This is a genomic window from Collinsella sp. OM04-5 (assembly GCF_003439125.1).
Lineage (GTDB): Bacteria > Actinomycetota > Coriobacteriia > Coriobacteriales > Coriobacteriaceae > Collinsella.
Genome location: NZ_QSUU01000001.1, coordinates 1 through 25,333, shown reverse-complemented (window position 1 = coordinate 25,333; position 25,333 = coordinate 1). Strand labels below are relative to the sequence as shown.

Genomic DNA, 25,333 nt, shown 5'->3' with positions numbered 1-25,333 from the left:
AGAATGGCAGCGTAGCGGTGGTATCATGCAAACATTCTAGGGCGCGATCTAATCGATCCGGACCAAGATGCCGCCCGCTCGGGCAGCCTTCGGCTGTTCCGCACCAGGACGGCTTACGCCAACAATCGACGCACTACCCGAAATGGACTTGCAAAGCATGTATGAGCAGTTCTGTATACGGGCAGGCCGCCTTCGGTTCGGGAGGAAAAGGGTCGCATGAAGAAGAAACAACTGTGCATCGCTTTTGCACTGCTTGCTGCCATGGTGCTGGGTGTATCCCTGCTGAGCGGCTGCGTCGAAAAAGGCACCGAATCGCAGGAGGCGCAGGAGGATAAAGAGACCATTCAGGTATACCTGTGGACCGCCAACCTGTACGAGAAGTACGCCCCCTATGTGCAGGCGCAGCTGCCGGATGTAAACATTGAGTTCATCGTCGGCAACAACGATTTGGACTTCTATAAGTTCTTGAAGCAAAACGGCGGTTTGCCGGACATTATTACCTGCTGTCGTTTCTCCCTGCACGATGCTGCCCCCTTAAAGGACAGCCTGATGGACCTTGCCGCCACCAACGAGGCAGGCGCCATCTACAACACCTACCTCAACAACTTCAAAAATGAGGACGGTAGCGTAAACTGGCTGCCCGTATGCGCCGATTCCCACGGTCTTGTGGTCAACCGCGACCTTTTTGAGCAGTACGACATTCCGATGCCCACCGATTACGCCAGCTTTGTAGCAGCCTGTAAAGCCTTTGAGGAAGTGGGTATCCGCGGCTATACCGCCGATTATATGTACGACTACACCTGCATGGAAACGCTGCAGGGGCTTTCTGCCGCCGAGCTTACGACCATAGACGGGCGCAAATGGCGCACCGCCTATAGCGACCCCGCCAACGACGCCCGCGTCGGGCTGGACGACACCGTGTGGCCGGGCAACTTCGAGCGCATGGAGCAGTTCATTCAGGACACGGGTCTTACCGCGGCCGATCTAGAGCTCAATTACGATGACGTGACCGAGATGTTCGGCAACGGACAGCTTGCCATGTACTTTAGCAGCTCTGCCGGCGTAAAGATGTTCCAAGACCAAGGCATTGACGCAACCTTTTTGCCAATCTTTGGCCAAAACGGTGAAAAGTGGCTGGTGACCACGCCCTACTTCCAGGTGGCGCTGAACCGTGATTTAGAGCAGAACGACGCGCGGCGCGCAAAGGCGATGCAGGTTTTGAACGTTATGCTGTCGCAGGACGCGCAGGAGCAGATTCTCGCAGAAGGACAGGACCTGCTCAGCTACAGCCAAAACGTCGACTACCGCCTGTCCGACACCATGGAGGATGTGCGCCCGGTGGTAGAAGAAAACCATATGTATATCCGCATCGCCTCCAACGATTTCTTTGCCATCTCGCAGGATGTGGTTTCCAAAATGATTGCGGGCGAGTATGACGCCGCGCAAGCCTACAGCGCGTTCAATGCCGCTCTTTTGTCAGAGGAAACGCCCGACACGGGCGATACTGTGCTGAGCAGCAAAAAGGCCTATTCCAACGTGTTCCACAAAAACGGCGGCAATGAGTCCTTCTCGGTTATGGCAAACACGCTGCGCGGCCTTTACGACACCGACGTGCTGGTGGCAGCCGCCAGCAGCTTTACCGGCAGCGTGCTGCAGGCCGACTATACCCAAACAACGGCACGCGCCATGATCATGCCTAACGGACTTTTGTCGTACCAACGAACCATGACGGGCGCCGAGCTCAAGGACACCCTGCGCGGCTTTGTGAAAGGGTGCGAGGGCGGCTTTACCCCGTTCAACCGCGGCTCTCTGCCGGTGGTCAGCGGTATTACCGTGCAGGTAAAAGAGAACGACGGCGGCTACGAGCTGACCGGCGTTACCCGCAACGGAAAGGCCCTGCGAGACGATGACACCGTTACCGTGACCTGCCTGGCAACGGAAAAGCAGATGACACCGTTGCTACAGGACGAGCCCCATGCGTTTGAGCGCGGAGAGGATACGGTCAAAGACCTCTGGAGCAAGGCACTTTCCGACGGCGGCGTGGTGCTTGCCGCACCGGAAAGCTACATTACGTTGGAGTAAGCGGCGTGGAAATAGACAAGCGTAAAACCAAAAGAACACGGCACTTACCGCGCAAAAGGCTGACCGTTGCCGCTGTCGTGCTGACGATAACGTGCTTTATCGGCCTTGGCGTGCAGTACCTTTCGTTTGTGTCCAGGACCGTCTACGAAGAGAGCACCTCGCATTTAGAGGAAGTTCTGCATAAATCCAACAGCATGCTGAGCATGATCGCCAACAAAAACATCTCTTATCTGCATTTGTGGAACGGCTTTCTGGACAGCAACCCCGACGATGACGGAGTTCAGATGTATCTGGAATCCGCAAAGCAGGAGCTTGGCTTTGCCGAATTCTACTTTCTTACTTATGACGGCAACTACATGACGCCCCACGGGGAAACGGGCTATCTTGGTTTGCAGAGCAACCTCGACGAAAAGCTTGCCGATCAAAACGACGTTGTGATGAACGCGGCCTTGCCCGGGCAGAAGCCGACACTGGTGTTTATCTGCCCCGAAACAAAGGGCGTCTACCGCGGTTTTTCCTACGATGCCATTGCCATCAGTCGCTACAACGACGATGTGATGAAAGCCGTGGGCAATTCGGCGTTCAGCGGAACTGCCAGCACTTATGTCGTCTACGCGGACGGGCAGGTCGTGATTGAGAATATCGCAGAGGGCGAGCAAAACATCTATAACCTGCTTGCAGTGCTGCGCGAACATTCCGACCTCAGCGAGGCGCAGGTGCAAGACCTCGCCAATGATTTTGCAAAAGGTGCCAGCGGAAACTATGAGGTAACGCTGGGCAGCACAAGATACTATCTGGCGTACGAAAGTACCGGCATCCAGGACTGGATCTTGGTGGAACTTGTCCCCGTGGATGTCGTCAATGCCAGTATGAATCAGCTTTGGCAGAGAACGGTACAAATAATCGTGGGCATTACAGGCGGTCTTTCGCTCATGACCATTCTGCTGGTTATTAACAGGGGCCGCGTCAAGCTGCGCCGTAAGAATACCGAAATCTTGTACCGCGAAGAGCTGTTCCGGAAGCTGTCCCAAAACGTGAACGACGTCTTTTTGATGCTGGATGCAAATACCTACAAGGCAGATTATATTAGCCCGAACATGGAACGCTTGCTGGGACTGACGCAGGAGAGCGTGCGTAAAAACATCGATACGCTGGCCACGCTGCACCCGAAAGATACCGTCGAACCTGCCAAAGACCATCTGGCGGGACTCGCCGGCGGCGAGCAACGCGAATGGGATATGGAATATATCCATCAGCAAACGGGGGAACGGCGCTGGTTCCATGTGGTCGCCATGGGCAGCGAGGTCGAGGGGCAAACCAAGTACATTCTGGTTTTGTCTGACCGCACCGCCGACAAGCAGGTGAACCAGGCACTTTCGGATGCCGTTGCCGCCGCCGAAAACGCCAACCGCGCCAAAAGCACCTTCCTTTCCAGCATGTCCCACGATATCCGCACGCCTATGAACGCCATCATTGGCTTTGCCACGCTGGCGGTCAGCCATCTGGACGATAAGGAGCGCGTGAAGGACTACCTTGCCAAGATCCTTGCCTCCAGCAACCATCTGCTCTCGCTTATCAATGACATCCTGGATATGAGCCGTATCGAAAGCGGAAAAATACAGCTGGACGAAACCGAGGTCAATCTCTCCGATGTACTGCACGATATTAAAACCATCGTCAGCGGGCAGATTTACGCAAAGCAACTGGAATTGTATATGGACGCGATAGACGTTACCGACGAGGACGTCTATTGCGACAAGACCCGGCTCAATCAGATTCTGATGAACCTTTTGTCCAATGCCATCAAGTTCACTCCCGCGGGCGGCACGGTGTCGGTGCGGGTGCGCCAGCTTGCAGGCAAGGTCGGCGGATGCGGGCAGTATGAGTTCCGTGTCAAGGACAGCGGTATCGGTATGGACCCGGATTTTGCCAAAAAGGTATTTGAACCCTTTGAGCGCGAGCGCTCCTCAACGGTAAGCAGAATACAGGGCGCTGGGTTGGGTATGGCCATTACCAAAAACATTGTAGATATGATGGGCGGCACCATTGAGGTACAGTCCGCGCCGGAAAAGGCTCTGAATTTATCGTCCGTGTTCCGCTGCGCGCCCAGACAGAACGCCGTAGGGAGGTAAAAATCGTCGAGCTGGAAGGGCTGAAGGCGCTGGTGGTTGACGACGATTTCAACACCTGCGACAGCGTGACCAAGATGCTGGTCAAGGTGGGGATGCGCGCCGAATGGACGCTTTCCGGCAAGGAGGCCGTGTTGCGCGCACGGCAGTCCCTCGAGATGGGCGATACCTTTAAGGCCTATATCATCGACTGGCGCCTGCCGGATATGAATGGCATTGAGGTAACCCGCCAGATTCGCGCCCTGAACGACGATACGCCCATTATTATCCTGACCGCCTATGACTGGTCTGACATTGAGGTGGAGGCAAAGGCAGCCGGTGTCACGGCGTTCTGTTCCAAACCGATGTTTATGTCCGACTTGCGCGACACGCTGATGACCGTCATCGGGCAGGAACAGGCGAAAGAGGAGCAGAGCATATTGCCCCAAAATGCCACCGACCTCAAGGGCATGCATGTTCTGCTTGTCGAGGATAACGAGCTGAACCGCGAGATTGCCGAAGAGATTATGAAGGCCTACGGCCTTGAGGTCGACACCGCCGAAAACGGCGCTATCGCCGTGGATAAGGTCAGCTCTGCAGCGCCCGGGCAGTACGATTTGGTACTGATGGACGTGCAGATGCCCATCATGGACGGCTACACCGCCACCCGCCGCATCCGCGAACTGGAAAACCCCGCGTTGGCAGGCGTCCCCATTCTTGCCATGACGGCGAATGCCTTTGATGAGGACCGCCGCAACGCCTTGGAAAGCGGTATGAACGGCTTCCTGTCCAAGCCCATTGTGATTACCGACCTCGTACAGGAGATACGCAAGATCAGGTAACTCAAAATGTCGATCGACAGCTAATTGACGATATGCGAGCTCATATAGTCGATAAAGAGCCCCGTCCCAAAAAGACTACCCAATAGGAGTATCATCGTCTGCGCAAATAAGGAGCGAATCGCATATTAGAGATTGAGAGCGTATGACTGATACCGCGTCCAAGCACATTGACATGACTACCGGCTCGCTGTGGCGCAATATTCCCCTGTTCGCCTTTCCCGTCGCCGCCACGAGCATCCTTGAGCAGCTGTCGAACCTCATCGCCACGGTCATCATCGGTAACTTCTCGGGCGACCAGGGAACCCTCGCCATGGCGGCGGTCGGCTCCAATGTTCCGCTTACCAGTCTTATGATCAACCTGTTTATTGGGCTGTCGCTTGGCTCCAACGTGGTCATCGCCAACGCCATCGGCCGCAACGATCAGAACATGGTCAAGCGCGCCGTCCATACCTCGATTCTGATGGCACTCGTGGGCTTTGTCGTCATCGCACTGGGCGAGATCTTTGCCGAGCCCATGCTCGCCGCGCTCAACGTCCCTGACGAAACCATGCCGCTCGCATCGCTCTACCTGCGCGTCTTTTTGCTCAGCATGCCCTCGATCTTGCTCTACAACTTTGAGGCCGCAATCTTCCGCTCCGTCGGCATCACCCGCATGCCGCTGCAGGCGCTTGCCGTGTCCACCGTCCTCAACATTGGCCTGGACCTCATCTTTGTCCCCGTGCTCCACTGGGGCGTCGCGGGTGTCACCATCGCCACCGCCATCGCCTATACCGTCAGCGCAGTCACGCTCTTTATCCGTCTGCTCAAGACCGATTCCGTCGTCCGCGTCACCCCACGCGACTTAGGCTTAGACCCCGTCGCCCTCAAGCGCATCGTTAAGATCGGCCTGCCCGCCGGCATCCAAAGCGCCGTCTTTGCCGTCGCTAACATCATCATCCAGTCCGCCATCAACAGCTTGGGCACCGAGGTCATGGCGGCATCCAGCGCCGCCATGAGCCTGGAGTACGTGTGCTACAACCTGCTCAACAGTTTTAGCCAGGCTTGCACCACCTTTGTGGGACAAAACCACGGTGCCCGCCAAATCGACCGCTGCACCAAGACGCTCAAGGTCTGCCTGGTCGAAGGCGGTATCGTCGCGCTCACCACCATCGTCATCATCGTAGGCTTGGGACGCGAAATCCTGGCGCTGTTCAACAGCGACCCCAACATCGTCTCGATCGGCTATATCCGCGTGTGCTCGATCTTCCCTGCCTACGCCTTTAGCATGTTCTACGAAAACATGTCCGGCTACCTGCGCGGCTTTGGCATCTCGCTCATGCCCGCCCTCATCACCATGATCTGCGTCTGCGGTATTCGCTTCTATTGGGTATTCTGCGTGTTCCCGCACTTCCGCACCTTTGCGAACATCATGATGGTCTACCCCATCAGCCTGGGCACCACGGCGTTCTTTATGGTCGTGGCGGTACTACTCTGCCACCCGGCACGCACCTATCGCGCCGCCCAAGCCAAAGCGACAGCCCGCTAATCACCACTCTCAACGCCACGCCAATCATTAATTGACAATATGCGAGCTCATATAGTCGATAAAGTGCCTCGTGGCGACAGGCATGGTGTCCCAGCTGCGCCAGGCTGCAACCACGTCACGCGAAGGAGCATGCACGATGGGTCGTACGCGAATATCGGCCCGCATGCCCTCGACGGTACGGCGATACAGCATACTCACGCCTAGGCCCTCCTCCACCATCGCCATGATGGTGTAGTCGTCGGTCACCTCGCTCGTCACGTGCGGTGACAGCCCATGCGCCGCAAATGCATCGAGCACCAGGCTCTGTTCGCCCTCATCCAGCAGCACAAACGGCTCGGACGCTAGGTCGGCGAGTGTCACCTTTTCCTTTGCCGCCAGCGGATGCGCGGCCGGCAACAATGCTACCAACTCGTCATGATAGACCACGCGCTTCTCGAGCCCCGCGGTAAATCCGCGTGCCGTAAAGCAAAAGTCAACCACGCCATCGTGCACCCACTGGGCGTTGCGCGTGTAATCGCCCTGCTTGAGCGTAAAGTGAACGCCCGGGTGCAGGGCCCCAAAGTCGCGGATCACGCGCGGCAGCACGGTACGACTCACGTTGGTAAACGTCGCAATGCGAATGTCAGTCGACGAAAGCCCCAGCAACTCCTGACGCTTGCCCTCAAGCTCGGCCTCGGCAGTTACAATCTGGCGCAGATACGGCAGATACTGTTTGCCGTCGCGCGTAAGCGATACGCCCTGCTTACCGCGCTCGATAATCGTGGTGCCCAGCTCGCGCTCGAGCGCCTTGACGGCCTGGCTCACCGCGCTTTGCGTATAGCCCAGCTCGTCGGCCGCGCCCTTCAGACTGCCGCAATCGACCACCATACATACAATCTGATATCGCGATGCCATCGTGCCTCCACATCGATGTAGCCGTAAAACGTTTTGCCAGCGCTTTTTCTAGCAACATTAGTATTTCTTAATCATACTGAAGATACATTCGCTTTACTACATCCACATCTGGGAGCAGAATCCTTTTTGCGAAACCGTTCTGTAACAAAAGGAGTCCCATGGATCGCAAAAAAGCAATCGCGCTCTCATTTTCCGTTCCCGTCGCATGGGGCTTTTCGTACCCCCTCATGAAGATCGGCATGGACAGCATGAACGCCACGAGCATCGTTGCGCTGCGCTGCATCATCGCCTTTGTGGCCTGCCTGCTGCTCTTCCACAAGCGCGCTTTCCGCATCAATCGCGACCTTATGGTTCGCGCCGCCATCATCGGCGCCATCATGGCAACCGAGCTCACCTGCATGTGCTTGGGCTCCAGCCTTACTTCCGCCTCCACCGCCGGCTTTTTGCAGAGCCTGACGGTCGTGATCGTGCCGTTTGCCAACGCCGCCCTGCTGCGTCGCGCCCCCGAGCGCAAGGTGCTCGTCGGCACCGCCATCGTCACCTGCGGTATGCTGCTGCTCTCGGGCGCCGACTTTACCAGCCTGAATCCCGGCGCGATCATCATGTTGCTCTCAGCCTTTATCTATGCCAGCCACATTATCGTAGCCAAGCGCTTTGTCGAAGAAGTCGACCCACTGGCCTTGGGTGTTTGGCAGCTGGGCTTTGGCGGCCTGTTCTCGGGCATCGCCGCATTTGCCTTTGGCGGCTTTACGCTTCCCAGCACGCCGAGCGAGGTCGCGGTCGTCGTCGCGCTCGCACTCATCTGCTCTGCCTACGGCTTTATCACCCAGACGCTCGTGCAGCCCCACGTGCCCGCCGAGACCACCGGCTTTGCCTTCTCGCTCGAGCCGGTCTGCTCCGCCGTCTTCTCGTTCTTCCTGGTCGGCGAGGTCCTGAGCCCCATCGCCTTCTTTGGCGCCGCCCTCATCCTCACCGGCGTCATGGTGGCAACCGTCGAGCTCCCGCGTCTTCGTGCACACGGGCACGCTCGCATGGCAGGAGCGCCCGAGCGCGTCTCGTAGACCCCACTCCTTATACAGCCGCGGCATAAAGGCAACCGGTGCGCCTTTATAATAGATGCCAACAGAGCATCTGACGTAAAGGAGCCCCATGGACGCCGCGACCCGCGACCGCAACATAGCAACTTGGTTGGGCGATGCGCCGCAGCCGGTACGCGACACGACGAACCAGCTGCTCGAGCGCATCGCCCTTTTGCGTGCCGAGCAGACCATCTACCCGGCACAAGACGACATCCTCAATGCCCTCGCCTACACGCCGGCCGACCAGGTCAAGGTTGTCATCTTGGGTCAGGACCCCTATCACGGACCCAACCAGGCCATGGGGCTGTCGTTCTCGGTCCCCGCGTCGCAAACCAAGTTACCGCCGAGCCTGCGCAACATCTATAAGGAACTCAACGCCGATCTGGGCTGCCCCATTCCCGCCACGGGAGACCTAACCCCATGGGCACAGCAGGGCGTCTTGCTCCTCAACACTACGCTCACCGTGCGTGAGCATGCCGCGAATTCGCACGCCAAGCTGGGCTGGAGCACACTCACCGACTACGTTATCGAACGCTGCTGCCAGCTGCCCCAGCCGGTCGTCTTTTTGGCATGGGGACGCTTTGCCCAGCAAATGGTTGAGGGCAAGCTCGACGCGATCGGCGCGGGCAAGGCAACCGGCAAGTTCTGCCTGGCCTCTACGCACCCCTCGCCGCTTTCGGCCAACCGTGCCACGGCAGAACTCCCCGCCTTTATAGGGTCGCGCCCCTTCTCCGCTGCCAATCGGCTACTCGAACAGCACGGCTCGACCCCCGTCAACTGGACTTGCCTCGGCTAAAAACCGATACATCAAAAACGCGCCCGACGGCTTTCCATCGGGCGCGTTTCCTATTCGGGCCAAATAAATTGTGTGCGGCCGGCCTCGCCGCCATCGATCAGCAGGCTCTGCCCGGTCATAAACCGGTTGGTCACGCCCACAAAGTAGATCCACTCGGCGATCTCTTGGGCGGTGGCCCAGCGCTTAAGCGGCGTGAGCTCCATAATCTGGTTCCACAGGCGCTCGTCTTCCATCACGCAACGGTTGAGCGGCGTGATAACGCCGCCCGGGTCCACACTGTTGGCGATGGCCTGCGGTGCCAGGCGGTTTGCAAGGTTCTTGGTGTAGGCGATAACGCCGCCCTTGCTGGCGGCATAGGCGGGAAACTCCGATCCCGTATGTCCGCTCGCGGACCCCACATTGACCACGGATTTGATAGTCGGCGCCGGCTTGGCGGCAAGCCCCTCTCCCACAAAGGCGTAGCGCTCGGTCACGTTGATGGTGCCACACAGGTTGGCGGCGATATCGTCGGCCGAATCCTGCGCACCGGCAACGTTTACGATTACCTGGGGTTCAAGGTCGTCTGGAAACAAGTCCGGTTCGCGGACATCAACGATCAGATGGCGGTAGCGCTCGTGCTCGACCGCCGTCGGCAGCAGGTCAAAGCCCACGACCTCGTGGCCCTCGTCCAAAAAGCGCTGCACGCACGCGGCTCCGATACCGCCCGAAGCGCCCGTGATCAAAACCCGCATACTTGCTCCTTAGGCGGTTGCGTGGCGCTCGAGGTACTCGGCGCCCACATTCTCACGCTCCCAGCCACGCACGACCTTGTAGCCCACGGGGCTCAGGAAGACCTCGCACAGCAGCTCGGCAACAGCGCCGGTCAGCGAGCACATAAGGACCTGCACCCAGGTCCAACCAAAGAACGTGTGGCTCACCACAATGGCAAAGACCAAGTTGTCGATAAACTGGCCAACACCCGTGGACACATAAGAGCGGAAGGCAAAGCTCGCAAAGTTATTCTTTTTGAGCATACGACCGAGCGACTGGTTGAGTGTGGAGTTAACCACGGCAGAAACGAGCATTGCCAGCGAAGAGCCCAGCACCACGTACCAGGTGCCGCCGATGGTGGCGTTAAGGGCGGTGTTGACCTCGATCATACCCGTGTCGTAGTAGGCGCCCCACATGCCGGGCGTGAGCGAGCATGCCCAAAAGCACAGACTCACGGCCAGATTGACCAGCAGCGCGAGGATAGAGATTTTGATGGATGCCTTGGCGCCAAAGCGCTTGCAGATCATGTCCTGGCACAAAAACGAAACCCAGCTCACCACAAAGCCGCAATCGAGTGCCAGATACGGCAGGCTGATGAGCTCTTTGTTGGCCAGCAGGTTCATCATGATGACGCTCACGAAAAACAGCGAAACCGTTGCCGCGGGAATGCTCCGCAACAGGACCTTGTAGTCCTCCATGACCTTCTTGATCATTATGTACTCCTTTGGTTTTAGGTTTAACGAGCAGGATATCGGACCCGAACTGCTCGGACGTCACGGTCTTGAGACGACGATGGGTATAATAGCCGCTCACACGGCATCAGGCAAGCAAACGGCGCGGCAGCCCCACAGGGCCACCGCGCCGATGCATTAAAAGGCTACGTTGCCAAACTCCGACAGGATAAGATCGGGGTTGTGATCGGTTGCCCAATCCACGTTCCACGGGCTCGTGAACAGCAGCAGCTTACCGCCGCGCATGTCCTCGACGCGCAGCGTGTCGCGCGTGAGCGAAAGGCCCGGGATATCGATGGTATCGGGCTCGTTCTGGATCCAGCGGATGTCCGTATAGGGCAGCGGCTGGCGACGAACCTCAACACGATATTCGGCCTTGAGGCGGCGCTCGAGCACCTCAAACTGCAGTACGCCGACCACGCCCACGATGACGCTCTCCATGCCGGCACCCAGCTCGCGGAAGATCTGGATGGCGCCCTCCTGGGCAAGCTCCTCCATGCCCTTCACAAACTGCTTGCGCTTGAGCGTATCGACCTGCGTAATGCGGGCGAACATCTCGGGGGCAAACGTCGGGATCTGCGGATACTGCACATGGCGCTTGCCAGAGCACACGGTGTCACCGATGCTAAAGATACCCGGATCGAACAGGCCCACGATATCGCCAGCGTACGCCTCGTCCACGATGGCGCGGTCATCGGCCATCATCGACGTGCCCGTGGCAAGCTTGAGTTTACGGTTGCCCTGCACGTGGAAGGCGTCCATGCCACGCTCGAACTTGCCCGAGCAAATGCGCACAAAGGCGATGCGGTCTCGGTGGTTCTTGTCCATATTGGCCTGGATCTTAAACACAAAGCCGCTAAAGTCGTCGCGGCAGGGATCGACCGGCTCGCTGGTGAACGTATCGGTATAGGCGCGCGGCGTCGGGGCCAGACGCAGGAACTCCTTGAGGAAGGGCTCCACACCAAAGTTGGTGAGCGCCGAGCCAAAGAACGCCGGGCTCAGCTTGCCGCAGGCCACAGCATCCAAGTCGAGCTCGTCGCCGGCGCCGTCGAGCAGCTCGATGTCGTCCATCAGGTTCTTGTGGTTCTCCTCGCCGATGAGCTCGTCCATGGAAGGATCGCCCAGCTCGGCCTCGACCTCGGCGACCTTCTTGGTGGCATTGGCATGACCGTCGCCCTCAAAGGCGATAACGCGACGGGTCTGACGGTCGAACACGCCGCGGAAGTTGCGGCCGCTGCCGATCGGCCAGTTCATGGGATACGTATTGATTCCCAGGACATTCTCGATCTCTTCCATGAGCTCAAACGGATCGCGAGCCTCGTGGTCGAGCTTGTTCACAAAGGTGAAGATGGGAATGTGGCGCAGCGTACAGACCTTAAAGAGCTTTTTGGTCTGGGCCTCGACGCCCTTAGCGCCGTCGATGACCATGACTGCAGCGTCGGCGGCCATAAGGGTACGGTAGGTATCCTCCGAGAAGTCCTGGTGGCCGGGGGTATCGAGGATGTTGACGCAGGCGCCATTATAGGTGAACTGCAGCACCGAGGAGGTAACGGAAATGCCGCGCTCCTTCTCGATGTCCATCCAGTCCGAGACGGCGTGCTTGGCCGAGCTCTTGCCCTTGACCGAACCGGCAGTCTGGATGCTGCCGGTATAGAGCAGCAGCTTCTCGGTAAGTGTGGTCTTACCGGCGTCCGGGTGGCTGATGATCGCGAATGTGCGGCGCGACGAGATTTCATCCGACAGGCTTGCCATGCGGATCCTTTCTTGCATTGAGTGCATTACGTCGATGTAACCGTACTATTGTAGCCGCGAAATCCCGCTCTAGGGCGCCTATCAGGACAAATTCATCAGCTGAGCTCGCTCTGTAGCGGGCAGCCGCCTCAAGGATTGTCTCGATCTGTAACAGTAAGACGGGTTTTGAGCCCCTACCTGTTACAGATCGAGACAAACTGGCAGGCGGGCAGCCAATGTCTCAATCTGTAACATCTAGCCATCAAAATCAGGCCTAAGTGTTACAGATTGAGATAAACCAGCAGGAAGATCGAGGCTGTCTCGATCTGTAACATCTAGCCGCCAAAATTGACTTCAGATGTTACAGATCGAGATAAACGAACGGAGGGACAGACGAGCCCATATTTCCCTCTTGCGCAACTGTGCATAGTGTATATATACTGTGCTTACCGGTTATATACACGTGTAGCCCAACAGCTAAGGAGCCGCTGTGGACATCATCCTATCCAATTCGAGCGACAAGCCCATCTACGAGCAGATAACCTCGCAGGTCAAAGCCCAGATCCTTTCGGGCTCACTCGCTGCGGGAGCCAAGCTCCCCAGTATCCGCGCGCTGGCGAGCGACCTGGGCGTGAGCGTCATCACCACCAAGCGCGCCTATGCCGACCTGGAGCAACTCGGTTTTATCTGCACCGTGCAGGGCAAGGGCTGCTTTGTCGCCGAGGGAAACCAGGAACTCTTGCGCGAAAACCAGCTCTGCCATATCGAAGAGTTGCTTGCGCAGGCCGCTACGCAGGCCGAAACCCTGGGCGTCACGCGCGACAAATTGCACGAGATGCTCGACCTTGTAGCCCCCGAGACCATGCAGTAGCCATCTGCAAGAAAGGCTATACCATGCAAAACTTGCTAGAACTCAAAGGCGTTTCACGCCGCGTAAGCGACCGCTTTTCGCTACGCGATGTCACACTCACCGTGGAGCCCGGCCAGATTGTCGGCTTTGTGGGCGCAAACGGCGCCGGCAAGACAACGACCATTCGCGCCGCGCTCGGGCTTATAAAGCTCGATGCCGGCGAGGTGCATCTGTTTGGACAGCACTGCGACGCCAACGCGCCCGGCGAGGCACAGCGTCACCTGCGCTCCCGCGTCGGTCTTGTCCTGGACACGTGTCCTTTCCCCTCCACGCTCAAGGTGGGCCAGATCGAGACGCTCGTAGGCCCGGCGTACCCCACATGGAGTCGCGAAACATTCGCCAGATTTATCGACCGATTTGGCCTTGATCCCAAAGCCAAGGTAAAAGACCTCTCCCGCGGCATGGGCATGAAGCTGCAGCTCGCCTGCGCGCTCAGCCACAATGCCAAGCTGCTCGTTTTGGACGAAGCCACTGCGGGCCTCGATCCCATGGCGCGCGAGGAGCTGCTCGATGAGCTGCTCGCCTTTGTCGCCGACGGCCAGCACAGTGTGCTGCTCTCGAGCCACATTACGTCCGACCTCGATCGCGCCGCCGACCGCGTCATCTGCATCGATAACGGTTCGATTGTGTTTGACCTGCCGCGCGAGGACATTACCGACCGCGCCGGCATCGCCCACTGCACCCAAGCACAGGCCGCCGAGCTTATGGCTTGCGTCGAAGGCGCTCGCGCCGCCCACCACGCCTATAGCGTGGACGTGCTCGTGCCCAACCGTCGCGAGGCGCTCGAGGCCTTTCCCGAGATTCCCTGCGACCGGGCAACCATTGATGACTATCTGCGCCTCACGCTGAAAGGGGCTTCGAAATGAAACGCGCCTTTATGTCCGAGCTCGCCATCGTTCGCTCACTTGTCCCGAGCATTGCGGGTGTCGGCTTGTTCATATTCGTCTTGCTGACCCTTGCCAACGCATCGGACGGCGATTCCGGCATGAGCGCCGGCGCCTGCGCGGTCAGCGCCATGTCACCCATCATGGTCATGAGCTCGCTGGCCGGCTTCGACAATCAAAACGGATGGGAGCGTTATCGGGCAACGCTGCCCTTCTCGCGCAAAGACATTATTTGTGCCCGCTACCTGAGCGTTATTGTCTTCTCCGCCGCCATGGCATGTGCAGCTACGCTTTTGAGTATCGTCGCCATCCCGCTCTTCAACAGCGCGGGCATTCCTTCGACGGGACAGACGGTCTTTGAGATCGCAATAGCCTCGGCAGCATCGATGCTCATCTCCCTCATGATGGTGTTTTTGGCGCAGCCGCTGTTCTTTCGCCTTGGACACATGGAGGCGCTGCGCCTATCCGTTGGCCTGTTTGCCCTGCTCGGGTGCTTTGCCATGGCCACGCTGAGCTCCTCCAACCCCATTAGCAACTGGCTTATGTCGATTGCCGGAGCAAATCCCGATCCCGCCGTCCTCGGCTGCCTGTGCGCAGGAATTGCCGTACTGGCCCTCGTGCTCTTTGCACTGAGTTGCGCCATCAGTACCAAGGTCTATCGAGCACGCGACCTGTAGGCAGGCGCGGTATCATCGGACATGCGCCACAGATCGGCGTGGCCCATTATTGGGAAGGCGCTCAACCCGTGTCGTGGATTACAGCAGCATTTTGAAAATAACGACCCGTCAAAGGGCACAAGCTCAAGTTGAACACCCTCACACCGGGCTTGAGATGTTTGTATTGACCGTGCGCCGCCGTGCTACTTGCGCAGCGGCTTGGGCAGCGGAATGCCAGCGGCGATAACGGCGGCGATGATCATGCAGACGATACCCTTGAGCGGGAAACACATGAGCAGCAAGCCCACAACCATGACCGGCTGACGCATAACGGCGCCCATCGTCGAGGCCGTGCAGACGGCGACGCAAAAGACCGGATCGGCGCCGGTAAGGATAGCGAAGCCGTAGCCCAAGCTCACGCCCGAAAAGATAACCGGGAAGAAGTGACCGCCGCGCCAGCCCAGGTTGATGAGGGCGGGCGTCAGCATGGCCTTGACCAGACCGGTCGCGATAAGCACGCCGGCGGGAATGGTCAGATAGGTCTCCATGAGCACGTCGGCTTGGGTCTCGCCGGCAAACATGGTGTAGGGCAGGACCGTGCCACAGATGGCGAGCGCCAGACCGGCTAGCATGGCCTTGACGACAGGGCGCTCCCCTATGGCATGGGACAGTGCCTCGCTTGCATGCTCAGAGACAAAGTACAGCCAGCCGCATACGGTGCCGACCAACGCCAGCGGAATGAGCCAGACAAGTTCCAGGTTGCCCACCTGAGCGGACTCGAACCTGGGCATGCCCATGCCGCCGCCCATAAGCTGGCCGAGCAGCAGGTAGGTACCCAGACCGCCGGCAATCGCAATGCCGTAGACCACGGTCTTTTGCGCCTTGGGAAGCTTGATCGTGATCTCATCGGACGCGGACTCATCGTCATTAGCGCCCTGGCCGTCGGCGCTACCGGCGAGCGGCGCCACAAAGCCAAACACGGGCGCGGTGAAGAGCGCCGTCAGGGCAGCCTGAGTACCCAGCAGTGTGAGCTGCCTAAACTCGGCGCCAAAGCGACGCATGCGGTCGCCGACCCAGCTGCACAGACCTGCGATAACGCCGGTCAGGCCGGCCTCCGGTCCAATGCTTCCGCCAAACAGCAGCGGCAGCAATGCCGCAAGCGAAAGCTTGCCCAAGTTGTCGTACGGGTAGCGGCCGTCGCGCTTTACCTTGGCCATCACTTGGTTGAGGTCATCGGTCTTGGTGCCCGTAAGCTTTTCGTACAGACCGATCAGCAGGCCGCCCAGCAGGCAGACGGAAAACGGATACGGCAAAAAACCGAACGGACCGCTCGCGAGCTCGGGCGAAGCGACGCCCAGCATATGCGGAATCTCGGTCCATAGATAGTCGATACCGTGCTCCATCGCAAAGAAAAACAGCCAGACCGCGGCGCCTGCAAACGCACCGGTCACGGCTACGCTAACTAAAAACAGCGCACGGTTTTTGGGTTTTGCAAGGTTGTCCATCGGGGCCTCCCGTGGTCAAAATCGACAAGGATACGTTTTATTGTAGAGCGAGCGTTACCCGAACGAGCCAACCGTCTGCGCCGCAAACGGCACCATTGGGAGTCATAGTGGGGCAGGCTCAAGACTTATCCGTTGATAATCGAGGCAATCTCGCGCAAATCGTCGGCAAAGTAGATGCCGTGCTGGCGCCTCGGGCTCGAAAGCCCTTTATCAATCATGCGTCCGAGCAGCGCCTTGAGATCGTTGTAGTAACCGTCCAGGTTATACAGGATGCACGGCGCGCTCAGATGCCCCAGCGACACGGCCGACATGACCTCGGCAATCTCCTCGAGCGTACCCGTCCCGCCGGGAAAGGCAATGAAGGCATCACCAAGCTCGATCATCTTGGCCTTGCGCTCGGCCATGTCGCTCGTCACGATGAGGTCGTCGATGCCATCGTGCTGAAACTCGGCCTCGATAAAAAAGCTCGGCTCCACGCCCGTCACGTGTCCACCGGCATCGAGCACGCTATCGGCGAGCGCGCCCATCAAGCCCGACTTGGACCCGCCGTATACCAACGCGTGTCCGTTAGCGCCAATCCAGTTGCCCAGCTCCTGCACCGCGGGCAGAAACGCCGGGTCATTACCGACGCTGGCACCCAGATACACGGTGATATTCATATTCAGTCCCCCTCATCGTGACGCACGGCGCCCGTTCTAGCGCTGGCGTCGACGATACTCGCGCACGCGACGCGAAAGATCGGCGAGCTCGTCACGATCGAGCTCTTCCAAATGCTCAAGATCGTCCATAAAGCGCGCCATGGTGTCCTTTTGGCGCATCTTGATGAGCGTATTGCAGTAGTTCACCGCCACGCCCGTAAGCATGGCGATGTAGAAGATGCTGATGACGCTCAAGACGACGGTAATCGCGCGGGCAACCGGTGTCTCGGCCGGAATGTCACCAAAGCCGATGGTCGAGACCGTCTCAAAGCTAAACCAAAGTCCATCGCCAAAGGTGAGGGTCGTGGGCTCGGACAGCCAGACGGCCGTCGAGCACAGCAGATAGAACACAAGAAACAGGCCCGTGATGCGCGCAAAGCCAGCCTGGCGCAACACGTCGGCAAGCGTCCTCAACTTGTTCATCGCGACCCCTTTTCCCAGACGCCCAATCACATTCGCTCGGTATTGTCCCACGCCTCCCCCGCAAACGGAACTAGTCATTGGACGTTCTTAAATGACTAGTCAAACAAGAACGTCCCCAATGACTACCTGACCGTTTAGCGGTGCGGTGGCTGAGTGGGCAGGTTGAGCTGGTATCCTTATGTGATACTGTCTCGACTCGATAGGATTTCATGTGAAACCTTCCGCCATCCTTCGTTTGGCTCTATATCGCACCCTAGCCGTTGCGGTTGCCGTACTCACCGTACTGAGCGCCGTCATGCCTGCCCCCGCCTTTGCCGCCGACTCCGACCACCAGGTCAAGACGGTCCGCGTTGGCTGGCTCGTCAACAACAAAGGCTTCCAGGAAGGCACGCCGGGCGAGCGCCTCTCGGGATGGGGCTACGAGTACCTCCAGACCCTCTCGTATTACACAAAGGGCTGGCAATACGAATACGTTAGCGGCACCTTCTCCGAGCTTATGGACATGCTCGAGGCGGGCGAAATCGACCTCATGCCCAACATCTCGTATTCGGCAGAACGCGAGCAGAAGCTGCTCTTTTCCTCAAATCCCGAGGGCACCGAGCGCTACTATATCTACGCCAGGCCCGACCGCGACGATCTGGCCAAGGGTGACCCTCAGGCGCTCCAAGGCCTCACCATCGGCTGCAACTCTGGCGTTATGCAAACTATCGTCGGCCAGCAGTGGCTCGCCAACGAAGACGTTACCTGCACCTATAAAGAAATCGACACCGGCAGCGCCCTCTTTGAGGCGCTTGCAGACGGCGAGGTCGACGCCGTCATCATGAACGACACCATTTCGTCGCCCGATGCGTCACCCATGTTCTACGTAGGCTCGAGCGACTACTATTTTGCCGTTCCCAAAAGCCGCCCTGACCTGATGAACGACATCAACGCCGCCATGACGACCATCGCCCGCGATAACCCGCGCTATAACGAGGAAGTCAAAACGAGTTACTCGACCCAAAACAGTGGCTCGTCATCGCTCACCGGCACCGAGACCACCTGGCTCAAAGAAAACGGCAATACCATCACGCTCGGCTATCTTAAAAACCAACTTCCCTACTGTACGCAAAATGACGACGGCGAGATGGAAGGGTCGCTCGCCTCGCTTGCAACGACGTTGCACGACAAGTTTGACATTACGGTCAAAACAATCGCACTCTCGAACAACAAGCAAATGATCAAAGCCCTTTCCAACGGAACCATCGATGTCGCCCTGCCGTTGTTTCGCGACTACTGGCTCGCCGAGCAGACAGGGGTCATCCAGTCAAACTCGATGGGAACGGTTTCGCTGACCGCCATTCACAGTGGCAAAAACCTGAACAGCGACCTTAAGAACATCGCTTGTACAAAGAGCACAATCGTTAACCGTTTTGAGCTCGAAAGTCTCTTTCCGAACGCAACGGTAACCGAGTATTCGAATGACGGCGAGGTGCTCAAAGCCCTCGATGAGGGGAAGGCACGTTGCATCATTGTCCCCAGCACGCGCCTGGAAACTCTCCGCGACATCTACGACATCGAGGATTTCGAAACACAGGAACTCACCAACACGGCACAACTATCGTGTTTAATTTCGCGCGGCAAGCCCGAGCTGCTGGGAATCATCAATAAGGGCATCGTCAATGCAGGTGAATCGCTCTCTGCAAACAGCTATTTCCCCACATCGTACTCGGCGCAAGAATCGGATGCGTTCCGACTTCTCTACCGCAACCGCATCGTCATTGCGGCAGTCGTCATTTGCATTTTGCTCACCGGCATCGTCATCCTTGTCTGGTCGCTTTACCGCGCACAGGAGGAACGGCAGAAAGCCGATGCCGCCAACGCCGCCAAAACCGCTTTCCTCACGCGCATGAGCCACGACATCCGCACGCCGCTCAACGGCATCCTAGGCCTTATCGAAATTGAGGAATTGAGAGAAGGCGACATGCAGGTCGCCCGCGAAAGCCGCGCCAAGGCGCGCGTTGCCGCCAATCACCTGCTGTCACTGATTAACGACATCCTCGAGATGGGCAGGATCGAGGAGTGCAAAGTGACGCTCGAGCACGAATCATTCAACCTTAAAGAGCTGTGCGACAATGCGCTCGTACTGTGCAAGCTCCGCGCATCGGACCGCGGCATAACCATGCTCGACACCAGCGAGCCCTACGCTGTCGACCAATATATGATCGGCAGCCCCACCCATATTCGGCAGATCCTTGTCAACCTGCTCGACAACAGCATCAAGTACAACAAGCACGGAGGCACCGTCACGTTCTCATCGACCATCAAACCGGTCGACGACGAGCACGCCGTGTTTTGCTTTAGCGTCTCGGATACCGGCATTGGTATGACGCCCGAGTTTTTGACGCACATTTACGAGCCGTTTGCCCAGGAAGGCGCCGATGCGCGCAGCAAGTTCCAAGGAACCGGCATTGGCATGTCTATCGTCAAATCGCTCATCGATATGATGGGCGGCACGATTGAGATTTCGAGTGAGGTTGGCGTGGGGAGTACGTTTGACGTCCGGATTCCGCTCGATATCGACAAGAACCCTCAGATAAAAGAATGTGCAGACACGCAGGTAAGCAGCTGCTCGCTCGCCGGCATGAACGTCCTTTTGGCAGAAGATAACGAACTCAATGCCGAGATTGCCCAAGCTCTGCTCGAAAGCGAAGGCATCGTCGTGACTCGCGCCGCCGACGGCAACGAGACAGTCGACCTATACGTTAGCCGTCCCGCCGGCAGCTTCGATGCAATCCTGATGGACATCATGATGCCGGGCATGGACGGCTACGAGGCAACCCGGGCGATCCGCCTGAGCGAAAAGGCCGATGCGGCCGACATCCCCATCATCGCGCTCACCGCCAACGCCTTTGCCGAAGACGCCAAGGCGGCACACGACGCCGGCATGAACGCCCATCTGCCCAAACCGCTCGACTTTAGCAAGCTCAAAAACATACTCGCCTGTATCAAGAAAAACGGGGCTGTTTCGCTATAGTTTGTGCTCAACCACCATGCGCAGTAGAAAGGAAGCCAACGATGTTTAGGCCCTTACGTCGAAAGAAACGCGCCATCACCGACGAGAAAGCGCGCGAACTGCTCGCTACCTGCAAGCGCGGCGTCTTTGCCGTCAACGGCGATGATGGCTACCCCTATGCCATTCCCGTCAACTACTTCTTTGACGCCGAGCACGACAAGATTTATTTCCATGGCGCCAAGGCTGGCCACAAGGTCGATTCACTCAAGCATGATGATAAAGTCTGCTTTACCGTTTACGGCAACGAGTGGTACAAGGACGGCGACTGGGCTCCCTACGTTATGAGTACCGTTGTCTTTGGTCGTTGTCGCCTGGTAGATGAAGCGCCCGCGTTTATCGAGGACAAAGTCCGTCAGCTCGCGCTTAAGTACTACCCTTCTGCCGAAGAAGTCGAGGAGGAGATCGCCAAAGACATAAAGGGCGTCCAACTCTACGAGATTTCGATTGAACATCTTTGCGGAAAGCAGATTCATGAAAAGTAGCGAATGCGGAAAACGCGCTCGCTACCCTCTGCACCCCATGTGCCCACGCATTTTGACGGCGTGGGCACATGGGGCAGCACTCGAATCGAGCGCCCCCTATACCCCAAAAACGTAGCGGTCCAGGCGCTCACACGCCTCCCTTACCCGCGAAAGCGGCAGTGCCAGATTCACGCGGATGTGACAGGGCCCGTGGAACGGGCGGCCGTCCTGATACCCCACGCCCACGCGCGCCCCCTCGTCGAGCAGCCACTGAATATCGCGGCCATGCTCGAGGCACCACTCGGTGCAGTCCAGAAACACCATGTACGTGCCCTGCGGACGCGAATAGCCCACGCCCTCAAAATGCTCGTCCACGTAATCGCAGAAGTAGTCAATGTTGCCCTGGATGACCTGATTGAGCTCATCGACCCACTCGTAGCCCTGCGGCTGGTAGGCGCCGATAAGCGCGTGCATCGAAAGGACGTTCATCTCGTTGTAGTGAGTCTTGTTGGACACGGCGCACACGCGGTCGCGCAGCGTCTCGTTATAGATGATGTGGTAGCTGCCGACCAGGCCCGCCAGGTTGAACGTCTTGCTGGGCGCGTAGAGGGCAACCGTGCGCATGCGGGCATCCTCGCTCACCGACTGCGTCGGGATATGCTTGTGACCCGGCAGGATGATATCGGACCAAATCTCGTCCGAGACCACCACGCAATCATGCTGGCGATAGATGTCCATGGCGCGCTCGATCTCGTCGCGCTCCCATACGCGGCCGCAGGGATTGTGCGGCGAGCAGAACACCGCGGCATGGATATGGTTTTGGGCGAGCTTGCGCTCCATGTCCTCAAAGTCCATGCGCCACACGCCCTGGTCGTCGAGTTTAAGCGGGCTGTGGACAATGCGATAGCCCGCGGCCTCGATGGACTTGGTAAAGCCGATGTAGGTGGGACTGTGGACCAGCACCGCATCGCCCGGCTGGACATATGCGCGCAGCGTCGACACGACACCGCCCAGCACACCGTTTTCGTAGCCGATGTGCTCAGGTGCCAGGCCCTCGACGCCATTACGGCGACTCTGCCATTCGATGATGCGGTCGAAGTACTCGGGGCGCGGATCGAAATAGCCAAACATGGGGTGCTGGGCGCGCTGAATGATGTACTCCTGGACCGTGGGCACCGTGGCAAAATTCATGTCCGCTACCCACATGGGGATGCGGTCGAAGCCCTCGTCGGGTGCGCTCGGAGCCATACCGGGAATCTCACCCCAGGAGTCAACGGCGATGGAGTCCATGCCATGGCGGTCGATTAGCGAGCTAAAGTCGTATTTCATGCTGAGCTCCCATGCAAAGTGATTGTTTTGGTAGGCGTTATTGTCCAACAGCGTGAGCGGTTTTGGCGCGGGGTTTGGCGCTTAATTTGACGGGTGCAGACGAATGGCAGGTTAGCCCCGCGCGTCGTTGACGGCGGCTACGGTTAGCTGGGTTTCATCAACCGTAAAAGATATGTCGAGCCCGGCGAAGGCCAGATGATAGACGCGGTTCGGCTCGTGCTTGCTGCCTGCGCGGCGTGGGTCTTGGCGCAGGACCTCGACCAGGCCGGGGAGCTTTGTGGGCGGGACCATATCCTGCAGCGTCTGCGGGAACTCGATGTCGAGCTCTTGCCACGGCGCGTCCTCAATCCAGCCGCCCGTCGCATCCGGGTGACAGTCGGCAAATGGAATGTAGGGCTTAATGTCGTAGATGGGCGTGCCGTCGCGCAGATCGGCCCCCAGCACATGAATGATGGGGCCATCGTCGGTGAGCTCGACACGGCTGAGCTTGACGCAGGTGAGCCCGATGGGATTAGGGCGAAACGGACTGCGTGTGGCAAACACGCCCACACGCTCGGCTCCACCCAGACGCGGCGGGCGCACGGTTTTCGACCATTTTGCGTTGGTGCCGGACCTGTCCTGCGTTTTGGCATCGGCGGCTATGTCCTTAGCCGTGCCGCCGGGCGTTCCGTTTTCGAAGCGCCACAGCAGCCATAGGTGAGAGAAGGAGTCCAAGCCTTCAACCGCTGCATTGGAGGCAAATTCCGGCTCAAAGACGATGCGTCCCTGCAGATGAGGCGCCAAAAAGCTGTTGCGCGGAATGCCGAACTTCTGCGGCAGGTCGGTATATATGTGTGCGATAGGTTCCATGCCGGTCATTGTACGGCATGGAGGTGTGGGGCGTTGCGCGCAATTCTTCGCCGCGGTCCCCGTCGTGCAACCAACGGTTGCTTGGAAGGACATCGGCTGCCGCGTATGCTTAAGCCAACAAGCACCAGAAAGGAGCCGTCATGGCCTTTGCAGAAAAACTCATCGCCGTCCGCCGCGCCAACAACCTTACCCAAGAGCAGCTCGCCGCCAAGCTCTACGTCACGCGCCAAGCCGTGAGCCGTTGGGAGCGCGGCGAAGTCACCCCGGGCATCGACATGATGAAGCTCATTGCCGCCGTTACCGGAGAGCCACTGTCGCACCTGCTCGAAATGCCCGAGCACTATTGTCAGAGCTGCGGCATGGTGCTCACGCCCGACGACTGCGGCACCGATGCCGCGGGCGCCACGACCGACCATTACTGCAAGTGGTGCTACGACCGCGGCAAGTACACCTACGAGACCACGATGGAGGCCATGATTGAGGATTGCGCCCCGCGCCTGGCACAAAACACCGGTATGTCGCTCGACGAAGCCGTCTCGCTCATGGGCGCCGTGCTGCCGCAACTGGAGCGCTGGCGTACCGTGCAGGAAAACGAGGAGCGCTACGGTGCCGAGGCGCGAGCGCGCTATGGCGACGAGGCCGTCGATGCAGCAAACGAGGCACTGCTGGACATGGACCCCAAGACATGGAACGACATGAAGGAACTTGAACGCGCTATTCTGGGCCAGCTCTCGATCGCCATGGGCGACGGCGAACCGGATGGAAGCGAGGCGCGCAAGCTTGTCGCAATGCACCGTCGATGGATTGGCCTTAACTGGGGACACGAACCCCAAGACGAAGCATACCTGGGCCTCGCCCGCGGCTATCTTGCCGATCAGCGCTTTATCGACTACTACGACAAGCCCTGCGGCGCCGGTGCCACGGCGTTTCTGGTTCAGGCGATCGAGTCGCCGTCGGCTCACGCATAGACCGCAGCGGCTTTGGGTATTTCAATCGAAACCTCAACCGATTGGAGACACCATGGCTACTGATCATGAACTCGCGCTCTACGTTATGACTGGCTGCCCGTATTGCATAAAGGTCAAGCGCTTTTTGGCCGATAACGACGTGACCATTCCCGAGCGCAATATCTCGACCGATTCCGATGCCGAGCAGACGCTCATCGCCGTCGGCGGAAAACGCCAGGTTCCTTGCCTGTTCATCGACGGTAAACCGCTCTACGAGTCGAGCGACATCATCGCGTGGGTGCAGAAGAACCTGCTCTAGCACGCGCACTGCGGCCAGTTCGCGCCAACCGAGCCGAACCCATACGAACCAAACATGTACGCCAGCATCCAAAGTCGACATTTTCCGACATCTTTGGATGCTGACGTACAGCTTTTCAATCTAGTCATTGGGTGTTCCTATAGTTTTGTCAACCGTCGGGGCTACTCCCGGTAGGGCACCCGGTCGCGCTCGTCGGTCTTGGCCTCGCCGGCGAACAGGCCGGCGGCGCGGCTGGCGGCGAGCCCGGGCAGGTGGGCGACCCCGAGCCCCGCGGCGCGGGCCCGCCTCACGGCGAGGGACCCTATGTTGCGGAACTGGTCGACGACGACGAGCGTGCCGGCGGGCGCGGAGGCGAACAGCGCGTCGAGCTCGGCCTCCCTGTTGCGGACGGGGGCGCTGGCCAGCACCTCCCCGTCGCGGTCGACCAGGCGGGCCCAGTGCGATGACTTGCCGACGTCCAGGCCGAGCACGGCCGCGGGCCTGGTGGATGGCGCTTTCACGGTGGTATCCTTCCGGTAGTCGTTCGACCGGATGGCCTCCCCCTCGGCACTCACATTACCAGCCGCGGCGCCTGCCCGGCACTTTCCTATCAGCCGTCGGGGGCGGCGCGTCCCGCGCCGGCAGCACCCAACGGGCCCTCTCGGGGGCAGGGACGTTCGGCCGTGCGCGGGCGCCCGGTCGGCGGCCCGTTCTGGGCGCGCCTCAATCGTAGCCCGAGACGGTCCCGGGCTGACAATTTCGACTGTAATGGACGTTCTT

23 protein-coding genes are annotated in these 25,333 nt (G+C 58.8%); 13 read left to right on the top strand and 10 right to left on the bottom strand.

Annotated features, from left to right (window positions below):
* The first annotated feature begins 216 nt into the window (after positions 1–216).
* From DXB53_RS00110 to DXB53_RS00100, 4 genes are all read left to right on the top strand, one after another.
* On the top strand, positions 217–2,082 hold the full coding sequence (locus tag DXB53_RS00110) for an ABC transporter substrate-binding protein (RefSeq protein WP_117582845.1): 1,866 nt from the start codon (positions 217–219) through the stop codon (positions 2,080–2,082).
* A gap of 5 nt (positions 2,083–2,087) precedes the next feature.
* Positions 2,088–4,214 carry a PAS domain-containing sensor histidine kinase gene (locus DXB53_RS00105; protein ID WP_199409644.1) on the top strand — a complete coding sequence of 709 codons (2,127 nt, stop codon included), beginning with the start codon at positions 2,088–2,090 and terminating at the stop codon, positions 4,212–4,214.
* A 32-nt stretch (positions 4,215–4,246) separates the two neighbouring features.
* Positions 4,247–5,032, top strand: a complete 786-nt coding sequence (locus tag DXB53_RS10005; RefSeq protein ID WP_199409643.1) for a response regulator — start codon at positions 4,247–4,249, stop codon at positions 5,030–5,032.
* Positions 5,033–5,174: 142 nt separating this feature from the next.
* Positions 5,175–6,557: an MATE family efflux transporter gene (locus tag DXB53_RS00100; RefSeq protein ID WP_117582844.1), complete on the top strand. Its 1,383-nt coding sequence runs from the start codon at positions 5,175–5,177 to the stop codon at positions 6,555–6,557.
* Between the two features lie 27 nt (positions 6,558–6,584).
* On the opposite strand, the gene DXB53_RS00095 is transcribed toward DXB53_RS00100, so the two are convergent.
* Positions 6,585–7,451, bottom strand: a complete 867-nt coding sequence (locus DXB53_RS00095) for a LysR family transcriptional regulator (RefSeq protein ID WP_117582843.1) — start codon at positions 7,449–7,451, stop codon at positions 6,585–6,587.
* Positions 7,452–7,609: 158 nt separating this feature from the next.
* On the opposite strand from DXB53_RS00095, the gene DXB53_RS00090 reads away from it, so the two are divergent.
* Both DXB53_RS00090 and DXB53_RS00085 read left to right on the top strand, forming a co-directional pair.
* A complete protein-coding gene (locus tag DXB53_RS00090) occupies positions 7,610–8,512 on the top strand; it encodes a DMT family transporter (protein WP_117582842.1) in 903 nt (300 codons plus the stop codon).
* Between the two features lie 88 nt (positions 8,513–8,600).
* Positions 8,601–9,326, top strand: coding sequence for a uracil-DNA glycosylase (locus DXB53_RS00085; RefSeq protein WP_117582841.1), 726 nt, complete (start codon positions 8,601–8,603; stop codon positions 9,324–9,326).
* A gap of 50 nt (positions 9,327–9,376) precedes the next feature.
* Here DXB53_RS00085 and DXB53_RS00080 read toward each other — a convergent pair whose 3' ends face one another.
* The 3 genes from DXB53_RS00080 to DXB53_RS00070 all read right to left on the bottom strand — a co-directional run bounded on the left by DXB53_RS00080 (position 9,377) and on the right by DXB53_RS00070 (position 12,559).
* A complete protein-coding gene (locus tag DXB53_RS00080) occupies positions 9,377–10,057 on the bottom strand; it encodes an SDR family NAD(P)-dependent oxidoreductase (RefSeq protein ID WP_117582840.1) in 681 nt (226 codons plus the stop codon).
* Between the two features lie 9 nt (positions 10,058–10,066).
* Positions 10,067–10,789, bottom strand: a complete 723-nt coding sequence (locus tag DXB53_RS00075; protein ID WP_226812554.1) for a VUT family protein — start codon at positions 10,787–10,789, stop codon at positions 10,067–10,069.
* Between the two features lie 156 nt (positions 10,790–10,945).
* Entirely contained in the window at positions 10,946–12,559 is a 1,614-nt protein-coding gene (locus tag DXB53_RS00070) for a peptide chain release factor 3 (RefSeq protein WP_117582839.1), read from the bottom strand.
* Positions 12,560–13,028: 469 nt separating this feature from the next.
* Here DXB53_RS00070 and DXB53_RS00065 point away from each other — a divergent pair, with 469 nt between their 5' ends.
* From DXB53_RS00065 to DXB53_RS00055, 3 genes are read left to right on the top strand one after another with little or no spacing between them, the layout of a single operon-like run.
* Entirely contained in the window at positions 13,029–13,409 is a 381-nt protein-coding gene (locus DXB53_RS00065; protein ID WP_117582838.1) for a GntR family transcriptional regulator, read from the top strand.
* Between the two features lie 23 nt (positions 13,410–13,432).
* On the top strand, positions 13,433–14,314 hold the full coding sequence (locus DXB53_RS00060; RefSeq protein WP_117582837.1) for an ABC transporter ATP-binding protein: 882 nt from the start codon (positions 13,433–13,435) through the stop codon (positions 14,312–14,314).
* On the top strand, positions 14,311–15,009 hold the full coding sequence (locus tag DXB53_RS00055) for an ABC-2 transporter permease (RefSeq protein ID WP_117582836.1): 699 nt from the start codon (positions 14,311–14,313) through the stop codon (positions 15,007–15,009). Before DXB53_RS00060 ends, DXB53_RS00055 begins: the two co-directional genes overlap by 4 nt.
* A gap of 182 nt (positions 15,010–15,191) precedes the next feature.
* On the opposite strand, the gene DXB53_RS00050 is transcribed toward DXB53_RS00055, so the two are convergent.
* The 3 genes from DXB53_RS00050 to DXB53_RS00040 form a co-directional block, all read right to left on the bottom strand.
* The gene (locus tag DXB53_RS00050) at positions 15,192–16,493 is read right to left on the bottom strand and encodes a chloride channel protein (RefSeq protein WP_117582835.1); all 1,302 of its coding nucleotides are present in this window, start codon (positions 16,491–16,493) and stop codon (positions 15,192–15,194) included.
* A 125-nt stretch (positions 16,494–16,618) separates the two neighbouring features.
* Complete coding sequence (locus DXB53_RS00045; protein WP_117582834.1) at positions 16,619–17,152, bottom strand: TIGR00730 family Rossman fold protein; 534 nt, start codon at positions 17,150–17,152, stop codon at positions 16,619–16,621.
* A gap of 36 nt (positions 17,153–17,188) precedes the next feature.
* Positions 17,189–17,614, bottom strand: coding sequence for a potassium channel family protein (locus tag DXB53_RS00040; RefSeq protein ID WP_055252221.1), 426 nt, complete (start codon positions 17,612–17,614; stop codon positions 17,189–17,191).
* A gap of 211 nt (positions 17,615–17,825) precedes the next feature.
* On the opposite strand from DXB53_RS00040, the gene DXB53_RS00035 reads away from it, so the two are divergent.
* Positions 17,826–20,630 carry a transporter substrate-binding domain-containing protein gene (locus DXB53_RS00035; RefSeq protein ID WP_117582832.1) on the top strand — a complete coding sequence of 935 codons (2,805 nt, stop codon included), beginning with the start codon at positions 17,826–17,828 and terminating at the stop codon, positions 20,628–20,630.
* A 41-nt stretch (positions 20,631–20,671) separates the two neighbouring features.
* Positions 20,672–21,151, top strand: coding sequence for a pyridoxamine 5'-phosphate oxidase family protein (locus DXB53_RS00030; protein WP_055252525.1), 480 nt, complete (start codon positions 20,672–20,674; stop codon positions 21,149–21,151).
* A 96-nt stretch (positions 21,152–21,247) separates the two neighbouring features.
* Here the strand turns inward: DXB53_RS00030 and DXB53_RS00025 are convergent, their stop codons facing one another.
* Both DXB53_RS00025 and DXB53_RS00020 read right to left on the bottom strand, forming a co-directional pair.
* Positions 21,248–22,459, bottom strand: coding sequence for a MalY/PatB family protein (locus DXB53_RS00025; RefSeq protein WP_117582831.1), 1,212 nt, complete (start codon positions 22,457–22,459; stop codon positions 21,248–21,250).
* A gap of 111 nt (positions 22,460–22,570) precedes the next feature.
* Entirely contained in the window at positions 22,571–23,308 is a 738-nt protein-coding gene (locus DXB53_RS00020; RefSeq protein ID WP_233503761.1) for a tRNA (N6-threonylcarbamoyladenosine(37)-N6)-methyltransferase TrmO, read from the bottom strand.
* 140 nt (positions 23,309–23,448) lie between these two features.
* On the opposite strand from DXB53_RS00020, the gene DXB53_RS00015 reads away from it, so the two are divergent.
* Positions 23,449–24,276, top strand: a complete 828-nt coding sequence (locus tag DXB53_RS00015) for a TipAS antibiotic-recognition domain-containing protein (protein ID WP_117582829.1) — start codon at positions 23,449–23,451, stop codon at positions 24,274–24,276.
* Between the two features lie 52 nt (positions 24,277–24,328).
* Positions 24,329–24,574 (top strand): glutaredoxin, encoded by a 246-nt coding sequence (locus DXB53_RS00010; protein WP_117582828.1) that lies wholly within the window; start codon positions 24,329–24,331, stop codon positions 24,572–24,574.
* 161 nt (positions 24,575–24,735) lie between these two features.
* Here the strand turns inward: DXB53_RS00010 and DXB53_RS00005 are convergent, their stop codons facing one another.
* Positions 24,736–25,074 carry a transposase gene (locus tag DXB53_RS00005; protein ID WP_199409641.1) on the bottom strand — a complete coding sequence of 113 codons (339 nt, stop codon included), beginning with the start codon at positions 25,072–25,074 and terminating at the stop codon, positions 24,736–24,738.
* Positions 25,075–25,333 lie beyond the last annotated feature (259 nt).